The organism is Saccharopolyspora antiqui (genome assembly GCF_052246905.1).
GTDB lineage: Bacteria > Actinomycetota > Actinomycetes > Mycobacteriales > Pseudonocardiaceae > Saccharopolyspora.
The window spans coordinates 32,484-50,139 of record NZ_JBQQBO010000023.1; the positions used below are offsets into that span (position 1 = coordinate 32,484).

General features: G+C 69.4%; 19 protein-coding genes. 13 read left to right on the top strand and 6 right to left on the bottom strand.

Going from position 1 to position 17,656, the window contains the following annotated elements; translation table 11 throughout:
- Window positions 1-28: 28 nt before the first annotated feature.
- From ACTWQN_RS29060 to ACTWQN_RS29070, 3 genes are all read left to right on the top strand, one after another.
- Window positions 29-2,128 (top strand): putative bifunctional diguanylate cyclase/phosphodiesterase, encoded by a 2,100-nt coding sequence (locus ACTWQN_RS29060; protein WP_443206787.1) that lies wholly within the window; start codon window positions 29-31, stop codon window positions 2,126-2,128.
- A gap of 194 nt (window positions 2,129-2,322) precedes the next feature.
- Window positions 2,323-4,338, top strand: a complete 2,016-nt coding sequence (gene thrS / locus ACTWQN_RS29065; RefSeq protein WP_443206890.1) for a threonine--tRNA ligase — start codon at window positions 2,323-2,325, stop codon at window positions 4,336-4,338.
- 121 nt (window positions 4,339-4,459) lie between these two features.
- Window positions 4,460-5,035 carry an HIT family protein gene (locus tag ACTWQN_RS29070; protein WP_443206788.1) on the top strand — a complete coding sequence of 192 codons (576 nt, stop codon included), beginning with the start codon at window positions 4,460-4,462 and terminating at the stop codon, window positions 5,033-5,035.
- 138 nt (window positions 5,036-5,173) lie between these two features.
- Here ACTWQN_RS29070 and ACTWQN_RS29075 read toward each other — a convergent pair whose 3' ends face one another.
- Window positions 5,174-5,701: a YceI family protein gene (locus ACTWQN_RS29075; RefSeq protein WP_443206789.1), complete on the bottom strand. Its 528-nt coding sequence runs from the start codon at window positions 5,699-5,701 to the stop codon at window positions 5,174-5,176.
- Between the two features lie 374 nt (window positions 5,702-6,075).
- On the opposite strand from ACTWQN_RS29075, the gene pgsA reads away from it, so the two are divergent.
- The gene (gene pgsA / locus ACTWQN_RS29080) at window positions 6,076-6,681 is read left to right on the top strand and encodes a phosphatidylinositol phosphate synthase (RefSeq protein WP_443206790.1); all 606 of its coding nucleotides are present in this window, start codon (window positions 6,076-6,078) and stop codon (window positions 6,679-6,681) included.
- A gap of 16 nt (window positions 6,682-6,697) precedes the next feature.
- Here pgsA and ACTWQN_RS29085 read toward each other — a convergent pair whose 3' ends face one another.
- A complete protein-coding gene (locus ACTWQN_RS29085) occupies window positions 6,698-8,812 on the bottom strand; it encodes an elongation factor G-like protein EF-G2 (RefSeq protein WP_443206791.1) in 2,115 nt (704 codons plus the stop codon).
- Window positions 8,813-9,040: 228 nt separating this feature from the next.
- On the opposite strand from ACTWQN_RS29085, the gene pdxS reads away from it, so the two are divergent.
- Window positions 9,041-9,958 carry a pyridoxal 5'-phosphate synthase lyase subunit PdxS gene (gene pdxS, locus ACTWQN_RS29090; protein WP_443206792.1) on the top strand — a complete coding sequence of 306 codons (918 nt, stop codon included), beginning with the start codon at window positions 9,041-9,043 and terminating at the stop codon, window positions 9,956-9,958.
- Between the two features lie 48 nt (window positions 9,959-10,006).
- On the opposite strand, the gene ACTWQN_RS29095 is transcribed toward pdxS, so the two are convergent.
- The 3 genes from ACTWQN_RS29095 to ACTWQN_RS29105 are packed head-to-tail and all read right to left on the bottom strand — an operon-like array spanning window position 10,007 to window position 11,307.
- On the bottom strand, window positions 10,007-10,393 hold the full coding sequence (locus tag ACTWQN_RS29095) for a type II toxin-antitoxin system VapC family toxin (RefSeq protein ID WP_443206793.1): 387 nt from the start codon (window positions 10,391-10,393) through the stop codon (window positions 10,007-10,009).
- A 2-nt stretch (window positions 10,394-10,395) separates the two neighbouring features.
- Window positions 10,396-10,686, bottom strand: coding sequence for a hypothetical protein (locus ACTWQN_RS29100; protein ID WP_443206794.1), 291 nt, complete (start codon window positions 10,684-10,686; stop codon window positions 10,396-10,398).
- Between the two features lie 48 nt (window positions 10,687-10,734).
- Window positions 10,735-11,307, bottom strand: a complete 573-nt coding sequence (locus ACTWQN_RS29105; RefSeq protein ID WP_443206795.1) for a helix-turn-helix domain-containing protein — start codon at window positions 11,305-11,307, stop codon at window positions 10,735-10,737.
- 92 nt (window positions 11,308-11,399) lie between these two features.
- On the opposite strand from ACTWQN_RS29105, the gene ACTWQN_RS29110 reads away from it, so the two are divergent.
- The 4 genes from ACTWQN_RS29110 to ACTWQN_RS29125 are packed head-to-tail and all read left to right on the top strand — an operon-like array spanning window position 11,400 to window position 13,870.
- Window positions 11,400-12,083 (top strand): AzlC family ABC transporter permease, encoded by a 684-nt coding sequence (locus tag ACTWQN_RS29110; protein ID WP_443206796.1) that lies wholly within the window; start codon window positions 11,400-11,402, stop codon window positions 12,081-12,083.
- Window positions 12,080-12,391: an AzlD domain-containing protein gene (locus ACTWQN_RS29115; protein ID WP_443206797.1), complete on the top strand. Its 312-nt coding sequence runs from the start codon at window positions 12,080-12,082 to the stop codon at window positions 12,389-12,391. The genes ACTWQN_RS29110 and ACTWQN_RS29115 overlap by 4 nt, the downstream gene beginning before the upstream one ends.
- Window positions 12,392-12,445: 54 nt before the next feature.
- A complete protein-coding gene (gene pdxT / locus ACTWQN_RS29120) occupies window positions 12,446-13,102 on the top strand; it encodes a pyridoxal 5'-phosphate synthase glutaminase subunit PdxT (RefSeq protein WP_443206798.1) in 657 nt (218 codons plus the stop codon).
- Between the two features lie 15 nt (window positions 13,103-13,117).
- The gene (locus tag ACTWQN_RS29125) at window positions 13,118-13,870 is read left to right on the top strand and encodes a YebC/PmpR family DNA-binding transcriptional regulator (RefSeq protein ID WP_443206799.1); all 753 of its coding nucleotides are present in this window, start codon (window positions 13,118-13,120) and stop codon (window positions 13,868-13,870) included.
- Window positions 13,871-14,218: 348 nt separating this feature from the next.
- Here ACTWQN_RS29125 and ACTWQN_RS29130 read toward each other — a convergent pair whose 3' ends face one another.
- A complete protein-coding gene (locus tag ACTWQN_RS29130) occupies window positions 14,219-14,758 on the bottom strand; it encodes a cupin domain-containing protein (RefSeq protein WP_443206800.1) in 540 nt (179 codons plus the stop codon).
- A gap of 115 nt (window positions 14,759-14,873) precedes the next feature.
- On the opposite strand from ACTWQN_RS29130, the gene ACTWQN_RS29135 reads away from it, so the two are divergent.
- The 4 genes from ACTWQN_RS29135 (at window position 14,874) to ruvA (ending at window position 17,652) form a co-directional block, all read left to right on the top strand.
- Window positions 14,874-15,434: a TetR/AcrR family transcriptional regulator gene (locus tag ACTWQN_RS29135; protein WP_443206801.1), complete on the top strand. Its 561-nt coding sequence runs from the start codon at window positions 14,874-14,876 to the stop codon at window positions 15,432-15,434.
- 313 nt (window positions 15,435-15,747) lie between these two features.
- Window positions 15,748-16,257, top strand: a complete 510-nt coding sequence (locus ACTWQN_RS29140) for a DUF4262 domain-containing protein (RefSeq protein WP_443206802.1) — start codon at window positions 15,748-15,750, stop codon at window positions 16,255-16,257.
- A 134-nt stretch (window positions 16,258-16,391) separates the two neighbouring features.
- The gene (ruvC, locus tag ACTWQN_RS29145; protein ID WP_443206803.1) at window positions 16,392-16,964 is read left to right on the top strand and encodes a crossover junction endodeoxyribonuclease RuvC; all 573 of its coding nucleotides are present in this window, start codon (window positions 16,392-16,394) and stop codon (window positions 16,962-16,964) included.
- 94 nt (window positions 16,965-17,058) lie between these two features.
- Complete coding sequence (ruvA, locus tag ACTWQN_RS29150) at window positions 17,059-17,652, top strand: Holliday junction branch migration protein RuvA (protein ID WP_443206804.1); 594 nt, start codon at window positions 17,059-17,061, stop codon at window positions 17,650-17,652.
- The last annotated feature ends 4 nt before the right edge of the window (window positions 17,653-17,656 follow it).

The window sequence follows — 17,656 nt, forward strand, 5'->3', positions numbered from 1 at the left end:
GGCACCCCGCTCCCGGCGGAGCCGAGCAGTGATCACCAGAGTGGACCGCCTGGAGTTCGTACAACGCTGGAAGCGCGAGATCGTGCACACCAGCTACGTGCCGCTGCACCGGAGCGACATCGACGATCTGCTGTCCGACTGCGTCGACCGGCTGCTCGCCGAGCTGATCGGGGCAGCACTGCCGGGCGAGGCGTTGGAGGTCGGCGCCGAGCTCGTCCAGATCCACTTCACCAGCCCCGAGGCGCTCGCCCGCACGGTGCGGCTGTTCGCCGCCGAACTGCCCAAACTGCTGCCCGACCTGCGGCGCGACCGGTTGTTCGCCGCGATCGGCGACCTGGCGGCGGGCTTCGCCGGGCGGCTGCGCGAACAGACGCTGGCCGAGCAGGAAGTGATCAAGCAGGCGGTGCTGCACGCCCGGGACGCCGCCGAAGAGGCGCTGCGGGCCAGCGAGGCGCGGACGCGCGCGGTGTTCACCTCATCAGCGCTGGGCATCGCGGTCGTTTCGCTGGACGGGACGATCGAGGAAGCCAACGCGGCGCTGACGCGGATCTTCCAGCGCACCACCGGGGAACTGGTCGGTAGCAAGGTGTTCGAGCTGGTCGACGAGGCCTGGCTGACCCAACTCCAGGACGCCACCGGCCAACTGGCCGCCGGTGAAATCGACCGCTGCCAACTGGAGACCTGCCGCACCAAGCCCAACGGCACGCACACCTGGACCCAGGTGTCCGGGTCGCTGGTCCGGGACGCCCTGGGCGAACCGGACTACCAGGTGCTGCTGTACGAGGACATCACCGACCGGCACATGCTCCAGGAGCAGTTCCGCAGGCAGGCCATCCACGACCCGCTGACCGGGCTGGCCAACCGCACGCAGCTGAAGTCCGGCCTGGACGCCGCGCTGGAACCGACCCATCCGGGCCGCCGGGTGGGCCTTTGCTACTTCGACCTGGACGGCTTCAAGGCGGTCAACGACAGCCTCGGCCACCCGATCGGCGACCGGCTGCTGCGGCTGGTGGCGCAGCGCTTGGACGCGGTGGCCAAGACCGAGCGGGCGCTGGCGGCCCGGATGGGCGGCGACGAGTTCGTGGTGCTGGTGCCCGACTCGCGCGACGCCAACTCGGTGATCGAACTGGTGGACCGGCTGCTCCGCGAGATCAACCGACCGGTGCGCATCGGCGATCACGAGCTGAGCGCCTCGGCCAGCGTCGGCATCGTGGAGCGCGACGTCACCAGCACCGACGGCGAGGCGCTGCTGCGGGACGCCGACATCACGCTCTACCGGGCCAAGAGCGACGGCCGGGCGCAGTGGGTGCTGTTCGACCCGGTGCACAACGCCGCCGCGCTGGACCGGTTCAAGCTCTCCGCCGCGCTACCCGCCGCACTGGACCAGAACGAGCTGTTCCTCGAATACGAGCCGATCAAGTGGCTGCCGACCGGGAAACTCGTCGCGGCCAGCGGCAACTTGCGGTGGGACCACGAGGAATTCGGCGAGCTGGGCGCCGAGAGCTTCCTAGGCCTGGCCGAGGAGACCGGGCTGATCACCCGGCTCGGCAGCTGGGCGCTGGAGCAGGTCTGCGCGCAGGCGGCGCGCTGGGTGCAGCGGCTGGGCGAGGACGCGCCGCTGGCCGCGGTGAACCTGTCGCAGCGGCACTGCCGCGACCCCGAACTCGTCGCCGACGTGCAGCGCACCCTGCAGCGGACCGGGTTGCCGCCGGAATCGCTGGCGCTGGGCCTACCCGAAGCCGCCCTGTTCGATCACCACGGCGACCCGGTCGACACCCTGGAGATCTTCGCCGAGATGGGGATCCGGCTGGTCGTCTGCGAGTTCGGCGACGACTACACCCGCGTCGGCCGGTTGCGCGACCTGCCGTTGGTCGGCGTGCGCATCGAGGGGCCGCACCTGGCGAGCCTCGCCGACCCGGACGGTCCGGATCCGCTGGACCGGCACCTGGTCAACAGCGCGGTCGGCGCGGCGCAGCTGTTGGACCTGCCGGTGCTGGCCGGTGGCGTGCGCACCGAACTGCAGGTCCAACGGCTCCAGGAGCTGGGGGTCAGCATGGTGCAGGGCCCGTACGTCAGCGACCGGGCTTCGGCATCGGAGGTCGAACAGCTCGTCCTGGCAACCCGCTGAACCGGCTGCCGGGTCCGGCGGGTCGCGGTGCCGGTGCGGGCAACCGCCGGGCTGCGCCGCTCGGTGCGGCGGCAACCGGATGGCGACAGGCCGATAGCATCGGGATGCGAAGCGTGTCCGCGCCGGTCCGCGACCGGCCCAGCCGAGGAGTGATCGTGTCCGTACAGCCTTCCCAAGCCCAGCAAGCTCTCCGGGTGAAGGTTCCGGCGGGCACTACCGCGGGTGCGGCAGTCGCCGAGGCGGGGCTGCCGTCGAAGGGCCCCGAGACGATCGTGGTGGTCCGCGACGCCGAAGGCAACCTGCGGGACCTCGCCTGGGCGCCGGATGCCGACGTCGAGGTCGAGGCGGTCGCCGCCGACACCGAGGACGGCCGCAGCGTGATCCGGCATTCCGCCGCGCACGTGCTGGCGCAGGCGGTGCAGGACCTGTTCCCCGACGCGAAGCTGGGCATCGGCCCGCCGATCCGGGACGGCTTCTACTACGACTTCGACGTCGACCGGCCGTTCACCCCGGATGACTTGCAGGCGCTGGAGAAGCGCATGAAGCAGCTCATCAAGTCCGGGCAGAAGTTCGCCCGCCGCCGCCTGGAGTCGGTCGAGGCCGCCAAGCAGGAGCTGGCCGACGAGCCGTACAAGCTGGAACTGGTCGACCTAAAGTCCGATGTGGACACCAGCGAGGTGATGGAGGTCGGCGGCGGCGAGCTGACCGTCTACGACAACATCGACCGGCACGGCGAGGTCGTCTGGGGCGACCTGTGCCGGGGGCCGCACGTGCCGCACACCCGGTTCATCCCGGCGGTCAAGCTGATGCGGGTGGCCGCCGCGTACTGGCGGGGCAACCAGAACAACCAGCAGCTGCAACGGATCTACGGCACTGCATGGGAGTCCAAGGAGAAGCTCGACGAGTACCTGGAGTGGCTGGCGGAGGCCGAGCGCCGCGACCACCGGCGGCTCGGCGCGGAGCTGGACCTGTTCTCCTTCCCGGACGAGATCGGCTCCGGGCTGCCGGTGTTCCACCCCAAGGGCGGCATCATCCGGCGCGAGCTGGAGAACTACTCGCGCAAGCGCCACGAAGAGGCCGGGTACGAGTTCGTCTACACCCCGCACATCACCAAGGACGTGCTGTTCAAGATCTCCAGGCACCTGGAGTGGTACCGGGACGGCATGTTCCCGGCGATGCACCTCGACGAGGAGCGCGACGCCGACGGTGAGCTGCGCAAGCCGGGGCAGGACTACTACCTCAAGCCGATGAACTGCCCGTTCCACAACCTGATCTACCGCTCGCGCGGGCGTTCCTACCGGGAACTGCCGCTGCGGCTGTTCGAGTTCGGGTCGGTGTACCGGTACGAGAAGTCCGGTGTGGTGCACGGGCTTACCCGGGTGCGCGGCATGACGCAGGACGACGCGCACATCTACTGCACCCCCGACCAGCTACAGGCCGAGCTGAAGTCGCTGCTGAACTTCGTCCTGGACCTGCTGCGCGACTACGGCTTGGAAGACTTCTACCTCGAACTTTCCACCCGCAACGACGAGAAGTACGTCGGCAACGACGAGAGCTGGGCGGTGGCCACCGAGGCGCTGCGCGAGGCGGCTGAGGAATCCGGTCTGGAACTGGTGCCGGATCCCGGCGGCGCCGCCTTCTACGGCCCGAAGATCTCCGTGCAGACCAAGGACGCGCTGGGCCGCAGCTGGCAGATGTCGACCATCCAGCTCGACTACCACTTGCCGGAGCTCTTCGACCTGGAGTTCACCGCGCCGGATGGCAGCAAGCAGCGGCCGATCAAGATCCACCGCGCGCTTTTCGGGTCCATCGAGCGGTTCTTCGGAGTGCTCACCGAGCACTACGCGGGTGCCTTCCCGGCCTGGCTCGCGCCGGTGCAGGTGGTCGGCATCCCGATCGCCGACGAGCACGTCGAGCACCTGCAGCGGGTGGCGAAGGCGTTGCGCGCCAAGGGGATTCGCGTCGACGTGGACACCAGCGACGACCGGATGCAGAAGAAGATCCGCACCCACACCACGCAGAAGGTGCCGTTCCTGCTGCTGGCGGGCGGCAAGGACGTGGCGGCCGACGCGGTGTCCTTCCGGTTCCGCGACGGCACCCAGATCAACGGGGTGTCGGTGGACGCCGCGATCGCCGCGCTGACCGACTGGATCGAGCGCCGCGAGAACGCCTCGCCGACCGCGGCGAACTTCCTGGCGGAGCAGGCGTGAGTACCCCAGTCCTCCTCAACCGCACCTCAGGGGAACGTGACGCAAGCCAGCCACAAGAAACCGCGAAACGTGAGATTGAGCTGGGCGCGACCACCACTGTGAATCGCGGAGGGGCGGACCAGTGAGCGAAGTTCCCGGACCCGAGGGGGTCGAACTGGTCGAGCAGCACGGAATCGGCGTGCCGGACGCCCTGCAACGGTTGTGGACGCCGCACCGGATGGCCTACATCCAGGGTGAGAACAAGCCGGAGGGCGACGACTCCGACGGCTGCCCGTTCTGCAGGCTGCTCGATTCCGGGCGGCCGGATGACGAGACGCTGATCGTGGCGCGCGACGAGTTGGTCTTCGCGATCCTCAACCTGTACCCGTACAACCCGGGCCACCTGATGGTGCTGCCGTACCGGCACGTCGCCGACTACACCGAGCTCACCGCGTCGGAGACGGTGGCGGTCGCGGAGTACACCCAGCACGCGATGCGGGTGATCCGGCGGGTGTCCGCGCCGCACGGGTTCAACATCGGGCTCAACCAGGGGCCGGTGGCCGGTGCGGGCATCGCCGCGCACCTGCACCAGCACGTGGTGCCGCGCTGGGGCGGTGACTCGAACTTCATGCCGGTCATCGGCCACACCAAGGTCCTGCCGCAGCTGCTGGGCGAAACCCACCAGCTGCTGTCCACCGCCTGGCGCGAAGTGCCCTGACTTCCAGGATCCCGCATGGAAACGGGCCGGGGACGCGCCTCCCCGGCCCGTTTCACGTGGCTTCAGCGTCTGTCTTTGTTCTTGTTTTTGAAGCGGCGCAGCCGCACCGCAAAGCAAAACGAGTTCGAAGACAGGTTTTCAGCTGCGGAGCTTGGCTTCGATGTCGAGGGTGACCTTGATCTTCTCGCCGACCACGGCGCCACCGGGCGAACCGACCCCGAAGTCGGTGCGGCTGATGGTCGTGGTGGCGGACAGGCCCAGCAGCCCGTCCTCGGTGAACCCGCCCAGCTCGGCGGCCAGCGACACCTGCTTGGTGACGCCGTGCAGGGTGAAGTCACCGTCGATGACGAAGTCGTCGCCGTCCCGGCGGATGCTGGTGGAGCGGAAGGTCACGGTGGGGAACTGCTCCACATCCAGGAAGTCGGCGGTGCGCACGTGCGCGTCGCGGTCGGTGTTGCCGGTGCTGATCGTCGCGGCGTCGATCGTGGCGGTGACCGTGGACTCCAGCGGGTCGGCGGCGGTGACGATCTCACCCTCGAAGCCGTCGAAGCGGCCCCGGGACTTGCCGACGCCCATGTGCCGCACGGTGAACTGGATTTCGGAGTGGACCGAGTCGATGTCCCAGGTACCTGCGACGTAGCCGGGGATCTCCGTGGTTGCCGTCATGCTGTCTCCAAGGGATTAGAACGGGGATGAGTCGTAGCACGGAACGCTCTTGAAGCTTCAACCATTCCCGATTGTGCCACCCGCCCGCCGACCCGGTCAGCGGGGTCGGTGGATATCAGAGGCTTTCTCGTCTCCGGGATCCCCGACTCATGTATGTCCGATACACCACGTCGTGGCTGTCCTCGCGAGATAACTCGGGGTGCGGGGTGTCCCCGCATGGCACTGCCTGAGAACCCGCGGCGGTGCCAGCTGCGAGGGTGGCGAGAAGCGGCTGACGCCGCTTGCCTGACGACCACCCCCGCCACACCCAATCCGCGCGAGCTCTAATCTGCTGGAAACGACACTCGGTGCACAGGCGGCTGACACTTCAAGCAATGCTCAACATTTTCGCGCGGGACTCATTATCACGACTGACCAACCCGATCGGTGCGGGACTGGTCCGGCTCGGGCTGTCGCCGAACGCGGTGACGGTGACCGGCACGATCGCCAGCATCGCCGCGGCGCTGTGGTTCTTCCCGCGCGGCCAGCTGTTCGTGGGCACCGTGGTGGTCGCGGTGTTCTTGCTCTTCGACATCCTCGACGGCGCGATGGCGCGAGCCGGTGGCAAGGCGTCGCAGTTCGGCGGTGTGCTCGACGCGAGCTGCGACCGGTTGGTCGACGGCGCGCTGTTCGGCTCGCTGGTGTGGTGGTCGCTGGTCGTCGAGGTCGACCGGGTGCGCGGCCTGGCGTTGTTGATCTGCCTGGTCGGTGCCCAGGTGATCTCGTACGTGAAGGCGCGCGCGGAGGCCAACGGGCTGCGCGCCGACGGCGGCCTCGCCGAGCGCGCCGAGCGGTTCCTGGTGGTGCTGGTCGGCACCGGCCTGCACGGCCTTGGCGTGCCCTACGTGCTGGACGTCGCGATATGGCTGCTGGCGGCCCTGTCGCTGATCACCATTGGGCAACGCCTCACCGCCGTGCACCGTTCGTCGCGCAGCCAGTGACCCGCGACCGTGCCGATCACTTCGGCGGGACCAGGGACTCGGGCATCGGCTCGTAGGCCTCGAACTGCCGGGTGAAGGTCGCGCTGCCGGAGCTCAGCGAGCGCACGTTCACGCTGTAGCGCACGAGTTCGCTCGCGGGCACGTGCGCGCGCACCACGGTCCAGCCGCTGTCCTCCGGTTCGGTGCCGATCACCTTGCCGCGTCGGCTGGACAGGTCGCCCAGCACGGCACCCAGGTGCTCGTCGGGGATGTGCACCGCGACCTCGTCGACCGGCTCCAGCGTGATCAGCTTCGTCTGCTCGGCGGCGGCCTTGAGCGCCAGCGCACCCGCCGCCTGGAACGCCGCGTCGGAGGAGTCGACGCTGTGCGCCTTGCCGTCCACCAACGTGACCCGCACGTCCACCAGCGGATATCCCTCCGTGATGCCCTTCTCGATCTGCGCCCGCACACCCTTTTCGACGCTGGGGATGAACTGCCGCGGGACCGCACCGCCGACCACCCGGTCGGCGAACTCGACACCCGAGCCGCGCGGCAGCGGCTCCACCTCGATGTCGCACACCGCGTACTGGCCGTGCCCGCCGGACTGCTTGACGTGCCGCCCGTGGCCCTTGGCGGCCTGCGCGAAGGTCTGCCGCAGGGGCACCCGAACCGGCACGGTGTCGATCTCCGCGCCGCCCTCGCGCAGCCGCTGCAGCACCACGTCGGCGTGCGCTTCGCCCATGCACCACAGCACCAGCTGGTGGGTCTCGCTGTCGCGCTCCAGCCGCAGGCTCGGATCGGCGGCGATCAGCCGGTTGAGGTTGCGCGCCAGCGCGTCCTCGTCGCTGCGGTTGTGCGCGGCGACCGCGATCGGCAGCAGCGGCTCGGGCATCGGCCACGGCGTGAGCAGCAGCGGATCCGACGGGTCGGACAGCGTGTCACCGGTCTCCGCCGAACCGATCTTGGTCAGCGCGCACAGATCACCGGCGATGCAGTGCGGCACCTCGCGCAGGTTCGCGCCCAGCGGCGAGTACAGGTGCGCGACCCGCTCGTCCTCGTCGTGGTCGGGGTGCCCGCGCGCGGCCATGCCGTGCCCGGAGACGTGCACCGGGCGTTCCGGGCGCATCGTGCCGGAGAACACCCGCGCCAGCGAAACCCGACCCACGTAGGAGTCGACCGAGGTGTGCACCACTTCGGCCGCCAGCGGACCCGCCGGATCCGGGGTGAGCTTGCGCGGATCGCGCCCGTGCGGATCGGTGAACTCCGGCAGCGGGTGCTCCAGCGGGGACGGGAAGCCGCGCCGGATGCCGTCGAGCACCTCTTGGATGCCGACCCCGGTCAACGCGCACACCGGGAGCACCGGGTGCAGGCCGCCGCGGGCCACCGCGGTCTCCAGGTCGGCGATCAGCGTGTCCTCGTCGATCGGTTCACCGTTGAGGTAGTGATCCATCAGCGACTCGTCCTCGCTCTCGGCGATGATCGCCTCGATGAGCTCGCCGCGCGGCTCGTCGATCTGCTCGCGAAGCCGGTCGTCGGCCGCTCGGATGCCGCCGGATTGGTAGATGCTCTCGGTGAGCAGGCCGACCAGCCCGGTGACCTCGCCGTCCGCGCCGCGGTAGGGCAGGTAGAGCGGCATCACTCCGGAGCCGAAGGCGTCCTGGCAGGTCAGCAGCGCGTCGTCGAAGTCCGCCCGCGGCTGGTCCAGGCGGGCGATGAGCACTGCGCGCGGCATGCCGACCGCGGCGCACTCGTGCCAGATCGCGCGGGTCGCGGGGTCGACGCCTTCGGCCGCGGCCACCACGAACAGCGCCGCGTCCGCCGCGCGCAGCCCGGCGCGCAGTTCGCCGACGAAGTCCGCGTAGCCGGGGGTGTCGATCAGGTTGATCTTGATGTCGCCGTGCTGCACCGGCGCGATGGCCAAGCCGATGGACCGCTGCTGCTCGATCGAGGCGGGTTCGTGGTCGCACACCGTGGTGCCCTCGGTGACCGCGCCTGATCTGGGAATCGTCGCGGTGGCCGTCAGCATCGCCTCGGCCAGCGTGGTCTTCCCGGCGGCCGAGGGGCCGACCAGCACGACGTTGCGGATTTTCGCGGGGTCTGCGGGGGCCGGGATCACCGGCCCCCCTACTGTGCCGCTTTGCTTGCTGCCCATGAGTAACTCCTGCTCCCGGCGACCGACTGTGTCTCCGATCACACACCTCGTGTTCGGGTCGTGCAAGGGCGACGGCCACCGGAGCGTGGGCGTGTCGCCGAGATGCCCGTCCGGTGCGCGGACCGGCAGCAAGTGGACTACCGGAATTCCCGGTTAGTGGACCGTGGAAATGGTCCAGTTCCGCAATAGCCTGTTTCCGGCAGAACAGCGACAACAGGAAGGCCGAAGGTGACTACCGTCGACGCCAAGGACACCGCCAGCACCGCCCGCACCGGTACCGACGGGGTCAAGCGCGGCATGGCCGAAATGCTCAAGGGCGGCGTGATCATGGACGTGGTGACGCCCGAGCAGGCCAAGATCGCCGAGGCCGCGGGCGCGGTCGCGGTGATGGCGTTGGAGCGGGTGCCCGCCGACATCCGGGTGCAGGGCGGCGTGGCCCGGATGTCCGATCCGGACATGATCGAGGGCATCATCAACGCGGTTTCCATCCCGGTGATGGCCAAGGCGCGCATCGGCCACTTCGTCGAAGCGCAGGTGCTGCAGTCGATGGGCGTGGACTACATCGACGAGTCCGAGGTGCTCACCCCGGCCGACGAGGTCAACCACATCGACAAGTGGGCGTTCACGGTGCCGTTCGTGTGCGGCGCGACCAACCTCGGCGAGGCGCTGCGCCGGATCTCCGAGGGCGCGGCGATGATCCGCTCCAAGGGAGAGGCCGGTACCGGCAACGTCGTCGAAGCGACCCGGCACATGCGGCAGATCCGCGCCGAGATGCGGCGGCTTTCGGTGCTGGGCGATGACGAGCTCTACGTCGCGGCGAAGGAACTGCGGGCGCCGGTGCAGCTGGTCCGGGAGATCGCCAAGACCGGGAAGCTGCCGGTCGTGCTGTTCACCGCGGGCGGCATCGCGACTCCGGCGGACGCGGCGATGATGCGCCAGCTGGGCGCGGAGGGGGTTTTCGTCGGCTCGGGGATCTTCAAGTCCGGCGACCCGGCCAAGCGGGCCGAGGCGATCGTGAAGGCGACCACGTTCTACGACGACCCGGATGTGATCGCGAAGGTCTCCAGGGGCCTCGGCGAAGCCATGGTCGGCATCAACCTCGACGACCTCCCCGAACAACAGCGCTACGCCCAACGCGGCTGGTGACCAGGAACGGGGCGTCCGGGTGGCTCAACCCGGTCGCCCCGCGTCCGTTCAGGACAGCGGGAAGTACTCGATCTCGATTTCGTGACCGTTGGACCCGGCCAGCTTCTTGTCGCAGGTGATGAGCGGAATGCCCAAGCGTTCGGACAATGCGACGTAGGTGGCGTCGTACGTGGTGACCGCATGCCGCAGTTCCCAGATCCGCGGGAGCAGCGGGCGGTGCGGACTCCGTGCGATGGGGGAGTCGGTGAGCAATTCGATGGCGCGATCGGCTTTGGCCTGGCTCAGCTTCCCGCTCCGGAGCATCTTGCGGAGCACATTGGAGACTTCCAGGTCGATGATGTCCGGCGCTACGGCCTGGTTCAGTTCGATCCGCCGACGGAGTTCGAGCGCAGGCCGTGTGGCGGTGAGCACCTCGGTGAGAGCGCTGGCGTCCACGACTACTGCTTCCACAGATCCTCCAACTGCTCTTCGCGTTCCCGCCGACCCTCGTGCAGCGCGTTCACGATGTCGTCGCGAGTAACCATGTCGTCTTCTCGGAACCGGTCCATGTCGCGCAGGATGTCTGCCATCGTCGGGCCAGCTGCGAAGAGTTCAACCTGGCGATCCAGATACGCCTCCAGGCTGAATGCCGACGCCCGCCACGGTTCAGCGACCTGCTCGGGTGCCTCCGGCTCTCGTGGGTGCTCAGGTGGTTCTGGCGGATGCCAGTGGTGTGCGTTTTCGGACATGGGCCCAGCGTATCGGCTCGTTGCGCCGAACACGGTCGAGTGACCTAGTCAGAGGTGTTCCATGACGAGGACTGCTTTGGTGGTTGGTGCCAGGGCTTCGTAGCGGTGGGGGACGTCGCCGGAGAAGGAGACGTAGTCGCCGACGTCCAGTTCCACCGGGTTGTCCGCCGGGCCGACGCGGAGGCGGCCCGCGGTAACCACGATGTGCTCCACGGAGCCGGGGATGTGCGCGTCGGCGTGGCGGGCGCCGCCGGGTTCGAGTTCGAGGACGTAGAGGTCGCGGCGCGCACCGGAGTGGCCGGAGGACAGCAGCGCGGCGGCGTAGTTGGAACGTTCGGAGCGCACGACTGGCACCTGCCCGGCGCGGATCACCCGCACCTGGGGCGTCGGCGGGTCGACGAGGTGGCTGAACGGTACGCCCAGCGCCACGCCCAGCGCCCACAGCGTTTCGACGCTGGGGTTGCCGGTGCCCGATTCCAGCTGGGACAGCGTGGATTTCGCGATCCCGGCGCGTTTGGCGAGCTCGGTCAGGGTCAGCCCGGCGCGGTCGCGTTCCCGGCGCAGGGCCGTGGCGATGTTCTCCAGCGGTGGTGCGGCCGGGGTGTGCTCGGTTCCACTCATGCCTGTTCGCTCTGTCGGTCTCTGCATTCGATTTGACGAACGCTGCGGATGTGTTCAGGATAGCGAACGTGAGTACGGCACAGCGAACGCGAGTGAGGTTCTGGCGAGATGGGCTGCTGCGCGACGTGCTGTCGCTGGCCCTGGCGGTGGCCGTCGTCGGCGCCTCGCTCGGGGCGATCGCGGTGGGCAAGGGCGTGCCGCTGCCGATGATCACGCTGATGGGCGCGGTCGTGTTCGCCGGTGGCTCGGAATTCATGGTGGTCGGCCTGATGACCGCTGGCGCGGCTCCGATCACCGCCGTGCTCGGCGGGCTGCTGCTCAACGCCCGCCACCTGCCGTTCGGCGTGGCCATCGGTGGGCTGCTGGATGGCGGTTGGCCGACTCGCCTGATCGGCTCCCACCTGATGATCGACGAGTCGGTCGCGTTCGCGCTCGCGCAGCAGACCACCGCCGAGAAGAAGCGCGCGTACTGGCTGACCGGCATCGCGCTGTACTGCGCCTGGACGCCCGCGGTGTTCGTCGGTGGGCTGCTGGGGCAGCGCATCGGCGACCCGGGCGTCTTCGGCCTGGACGCCGCGATGCCCGCCGCGCTGCTCGCGCTGATCATGCCGTCGCTGCGGGAGTTCCGGACCCTGCGGGCGGTCGGGCTCGGCGTCCTGATCGCCCTGCTGACCACGCCGGTGCTGCCCGATGGACTGCCGGTGATGGCCGCGCTCGTCGGCCTGGCAGCCGCGTTGCCGCTGCCCAAGCGACTGGCGCCGGAGGAGGCCCGATGACCCTCGGCGTGATCCTCGCGTTGGCCGCCGGAACCTACGCCATGCGCTTGGCCGGTCCGCTGTTGCACGGCCGGATCCGGATCTCCCCGCGGTGGGAGCAGCTGATGTGGATCGCCGCGATCCTGCTGCTCGGCGCGTTCGTGGCCACCAGCACCGCATTCGAGTCCGGCGGCTTCGCCGGTTGGGCCCGCTTCGCCGGTGTCCTGGTCGGCGGTGTGCTGGCCTGGCGCCGCGCCCCGTTCGTGGTCGTGGTGGTCGCAGCCGCCGCCGTCACCGCCCTGCTGCGGCTGCTGGATCCGGCGATGTGACCCGCGCGCCGACCGCCTGGCGGCTGCGACGACGAGTGCAGGAGAATCGAAGACGTGACGAAACCCGTGATCGGAGTCCTGGCGTTGCAGGGCGGGGTGGCCGAGCACCTGGCCGCGCTGGAGCGCAGCGGGGCGCACGCCCTGCCGGTCCGCCGCGCCGAGGAACTGGCCGCGGTGGACGGCATCGTGCTGCCCGGCGGCGAGTCCACCACGATGACCCGCCTGCTGGACACCTTCGAGCTCTACGAGCCGCTGCGGGAGCGGCTGGCAGCCGGGCTGCCCGCCTTCGGTTCGTGCGCGGGGATGATCATGCTCTCCAGCGAGGTCCGCGACGAGGACCGGGACCTCCCGGCGGTCCGGCCGCTGGGAGCGCTGGACGTGGTCGTGCGCCGCAACGCCTTCGGTCGGCAGGTCGACTCCTTCGAGACCGACCTGGACTTCGCCGGTATCCCCGGCGGCCCGGTGCACGCGGTGTTCATCCGCGCACCGTGGGTGGAGAAGGTCGGCGGCGACGTGTCGGTGCTGGCCACCGTGCCGGACGACCCGGATGGCACCGGGCGAGGAGGCGCCGCCGGTAGGATCGTCGCGGTCAAGCAGGGCCCGGTGCTCGCCACCGCTTTCCACCCGGAGCTGGTCGGCGGGGACGAGCGCGTGCACCGCTATTTCGCACAGATCGTCCGCGCGCGGCTGGATTGCGCGGCGCGGGCGTAGAAAGACGGAGGAGAGATGAGCGGCCACTCCAAGTGGGCCACCACCAAGCACAAGAAGGCCGCCGTCGATGCCAAGCGCGGCAAGCTCTTCGCGAAGCTGATCAAGAACGTCGAGGTTGCCGCGCGGACCGGTGGGGGCGACCCCGAGGGCAACCCGACCCTGTACGACGCCATCCAGAAGGCGCGCAAGAACTCGGTTCCGATGGACAACATCGAGCGCGCCCGCAAGCGCGGTGCCGGTGAAGAAGCCGGTGGCGCCGACTGGCAGACGATCATGTACGAGGGTTACGGACCGAGCGGCGTCGCGGTGCTGGTGGAGTGCCTGACCGACAACCGCAACCGGGCCGCCGGCGAGGTGCGCACCGCGATGACCCGCAACGGCGGCTCGATGGCCGACGCGGGTTCGGTGTCGTACCTGTTCAACCGCAAGGGCGTCGTGCTGCTGCCGAAGAACGGGCTCAGCGAGGACGACGTGCTCTCGGCGGTGCTGGAGGCCGGTGCCGAGGAGATCAACGACCTCGGCGACAGCTACGAGGTGCTGGCCGATCCGGCCGACCTGGTCGAGGTGCGAAAGGCGCTGCAGGCCGCGGGCATCGAGTACGACTCGGCGGAGACGAACTTCCTGGCCTCGGTCAACGTTCCGCTGGACGCCGACGCCGCCCGCAAGGTGTTCAAGCTGATCGACGCCCTCGAAGACTGCGACGACGTGCAGAACGTCTTCGCCAACTTCGACATCAGCGACGCAGTGCTTGAGGAAGTCAACGCCTAGCAGCGGTCGGGTGGCGAAGTTCGCCACTGCGTCGAATTCCATGTGAGCGGTGCGGTGCTGGAGGAGGTCGACGCCTACGGCAGCCGCACTTTGAGACCTTGTCATGTTTGCGCTGGTTGAAGGCTGCGGCGTAGCCGGTTGCGGTGGTGAAACCAGCGGGCGCGGGCTTGGTGGCGGCGTCGCCACCAAGACCATCGCAGGTGGTGAACAGCGGTGTTGGTGAGCGTGCGCATCGCGGCGGCGGTCACCAACACCCATAGACAGTTCTATCTCGGGCGCACCAGGTTGGTGTGTTCAACACGTCCGGAGCGAGGGCCGGTCTCTACTTGGTGGATGGTGCCATCTGGACTACGTGGGCCGGGCGCGGTCCGCGCCGATGGCGACTCCGACGATCGTGCAGGATTCGGTGCCTTGGTTGCGCCAGGCGTGCCGGGTGCCGTTCTGGATGACCACGTCGCCTGCCCGCAACACCGTCTGCTCGCCGTCGTCGAGCTCTAGCGCGACCTCGCCGGAGACGACCAGGACGTAGTCGATGCTGTCGGTTGTGTGCATCCCGGGGGCGTCGGGTTCCATGGCAGTCATCGCGCCCGGCATCTGCCGCTCCAGCTCGGCCATGGCCGCGGCCGTGTCGAGATCCGGAGGTGGGACTAGCTCGCCCGGCGGGATCATGTTGATCATGAAGCGCGACCCCTCCAGGGGCGGGTAGTACGCCTCGGCGCGGCGCGGAGAGCCGTCGTCGGGGAACGTGGGTCGCTCGTCGCGGCCCCACAGTCGGTAGGCCGCGCAGCCGGGCATCAGCTCGGAAGTGATGGGCTCGACATCGCGGTCGTCGACCACGCGGGCCTTGCCTTCGGAGTCGTGTCCAGTGACCACTCGGCGAATCTTCATGCGCTCCATCCAATCGCTCTTTAATACTTCCGCGTATTGATACGGTGGCGTATTGATACGCCACCGTATCTCGTAGTCGGTGAACCCGTCAATACGGTGGCGTATCCTCTTGTCCGTGGTGAACGAGTCGACCCGTCTGTCCGCCCAGGACTGGGCGCGGGCTGCGCTGAAGGCGATCGCGGACGGCGGGCTGGCCTCGGTCGCGGTCGAACCGCTGGCGCGGACGCTCGGCGTGACCAAGGGCAGTTTCTACGCGCACTACCGGAACCGGGACGAGCTGATCGCGGCGGCGCTCGCGGAGTGGGTGCGAAGTCACGGCGAGGAGGGGCTCGCCGAATTCGCCGCGATCGCCGATCCGGCGGCGCGGTTGCGCGACCTGCTCACCGTCGTCGTGCAGGCCGTCCAGCCGCTGGCGCCCTCGGTGCACCTGAGCCTGCTTGGCGACCGCAACGATCCCCGGGTCAGGGACGCGGTTGGCCGGGTAAACGAGGCCCGGCTGGAACTTCTGGCTCATACCTACCGCGAGCTCGGCCTGCCGCCGGACCGGGCGGCGTCTCGGGCGCGGGTTGCCTACGCGGCCATCCTTGGGCTGTTGCACCTGGCACAAACCGATCCGGGCGCCTCGCAGTCGGACGTACTCGCCGACGAGGCGGCCGCAGTCTTCCTGGCGCCGTGACGGCTGCCCGCTATAACAGCCCAGCAAGCGTGACCAACGGCCAACTACCACGACCCGTCATAGCCGCCTGTGCAAGGTGTCGCTCACCACGCGTATGCCCGTGGCGGGCGGCATTCAAGATCAGGTGTCAAAGCGCGGCTGCCGTACTGGCAGCGGTCGGATGGCGAAGTTCGCCACTGCGTCGAATTCCATGTGAGCGGTGCGGTCGTGGCCGAATTCGACTGACACGCACCGTGTTTGCCCCGCTCCCGTCGGTGTCCACAGTGGTCCGGTCCGTCGGGTACCGGCGGGAGCGGTTTGCGCCACCGGCAGAATGACCGCCGTGGTCAACACGGATGAGGCTCTGCGCAAGTGGATGGTGAACACCGCGGACCGGCACGGAGCCGCGGTGATGCACGTGGCGGGCGACGACCGCGGCGCGGCGTACGCGTTCTCGGTCGGCGCGTGGCGGCGCTTCGGCAAGCCGGAGGTGGTCGTGATCGGTCTGCCTCGCGACGTCGCGCACTCCGTGGTCAACACCTACGTGCAGCGGACGGGCGCGGGCGAGCGGTTCACACCCGGGCTGCTCTACGACGGCTTCCTGCAGGGCTGCCCGGTCACCTTCGAGAAGGTGGCGCTCAGCCACTACCCCGAGTACCTGGGCAGCGCGTTCCTGGTCTACCACGGCCCGGACTTCCCGGCGGTGCAGTTGATCGTCTCCAGCCCGGGGGACGCCAAGTTCCCGTGGCAGCCCGATGCGCCCGGCGGCTTCCGCGAGCACCAGCCGATCCTCACCGAAAGCGGCCGCCCGGAAAGCTGGATCCCCGGCAGCAACGGCCCCTGACCCGCGCCCGCGGCCGGGCCGCATCGGTCGGGTGATGCGTGCGCGTGTCGGTGTCGTGGCGGCGTCCGGCGGTTCGATAAGGTTCGAACGAATGTTCATGGCCTGGTGGCTGCGGGACTAGGGCAGGTGGCGTCGTGCGCGTGCTGGGAGTCGACCCCGGACTGACCCGCTGCGGGCTCGGGGTGGTCGACGGCGGCCGCGGCCGCGAGGTCAGCTGCGTCGCGGTCGGCGTGGCACGCACCCCGCCCGACGACGAACTGGCCAGTCGGCTGCTGGCGGTGGCCGACGTGGTGGAGCAGTGGATGGACGCGCACCGACCCGAGGTGGTGGCCATCGAGCGCGTCTTCAGCCAGCACAACGTGCGCACCGTGATGGGCACCGCGCAGGTCTCCGGGGTCGTGGCGCTGGCGGCCGCCCGCCGCAACCTGCCGGTGGCGTTCCACACGCCCAGCGAGGTCAAGGCCGCCATCAGCGGCTCCGGCCGGGCCGACAAGCGCCAGGTCACGACCATGATCACCAAGATCCTCGGGCTGGCCACCGCACCCAAACCAGCCGACGCCGCCGACGCGCTGGCCCTGGCGGTCTGCCACCTGTGGCGCGCGCCGATGGCCGACCGGCTGGCCCGCGCGCAGGCCCAGGCCGCCGAACTCGCCCGCAACCACCGCGCCCGCCTCAAGGCCGCCCAGCAGACGATCCGGAATACGTGATGTCGGGGATCGGCGGAGCGAGACGGCGTCCGAGGTTCCGCTACCCGCACCGCAAAGCAGTAGCTTCTCCCAGGCGAACAGGAAGGATTGCTCGATGATCTCCACGGTGCGAGGTCCGGTGCTGTCGATCGGGCTGGACCACGCCGTGATCGAAGTCGGTGGGGTGGGCATGGCCGTGCACGCCACCCCGGCGACGCTGGCCGGACTGCGTCGCGGCACGGAGACGCGGCTGTGGACCTCGCTGATCGTGCGCGAGGATTCGCTGACCCTCTACGGCTTCGCCGATGCCGAATCCCGCGACCTGTTCACCCTGCTGCAGACCGCCTCCGGGGTCGGCCCGCGGCTCGCGCTGGCCACGCTCGCGGTGCTCTCGCCCGACCAGCTCTGCCACGCCCTGGCCGACGGCAACCTCACGGTGCTCACCCAGGTGCCCGGCATCGGCCGCAAGAGTGCTGAGCGGCTGATCCTGGAACTGCGCGACAAGGTCGGTGCGGTGACCGTCGCCGGACCGGCGGCCACCGTGGACCGCGGCAGGGTGCGCACCGAGGTGTCCGAGGCGCTGGTGGGCCTGGGCTTCTCGGCCAAGCAGGCGGAGCAGAGCGTCGAGGCGGTCTTGGCCGCGGGCAACGGCGACCTGGACACCTCGGCGGTGCTGCGCAAGGCGCTGGCCACCCTCGGACCGAAGTGAGGTC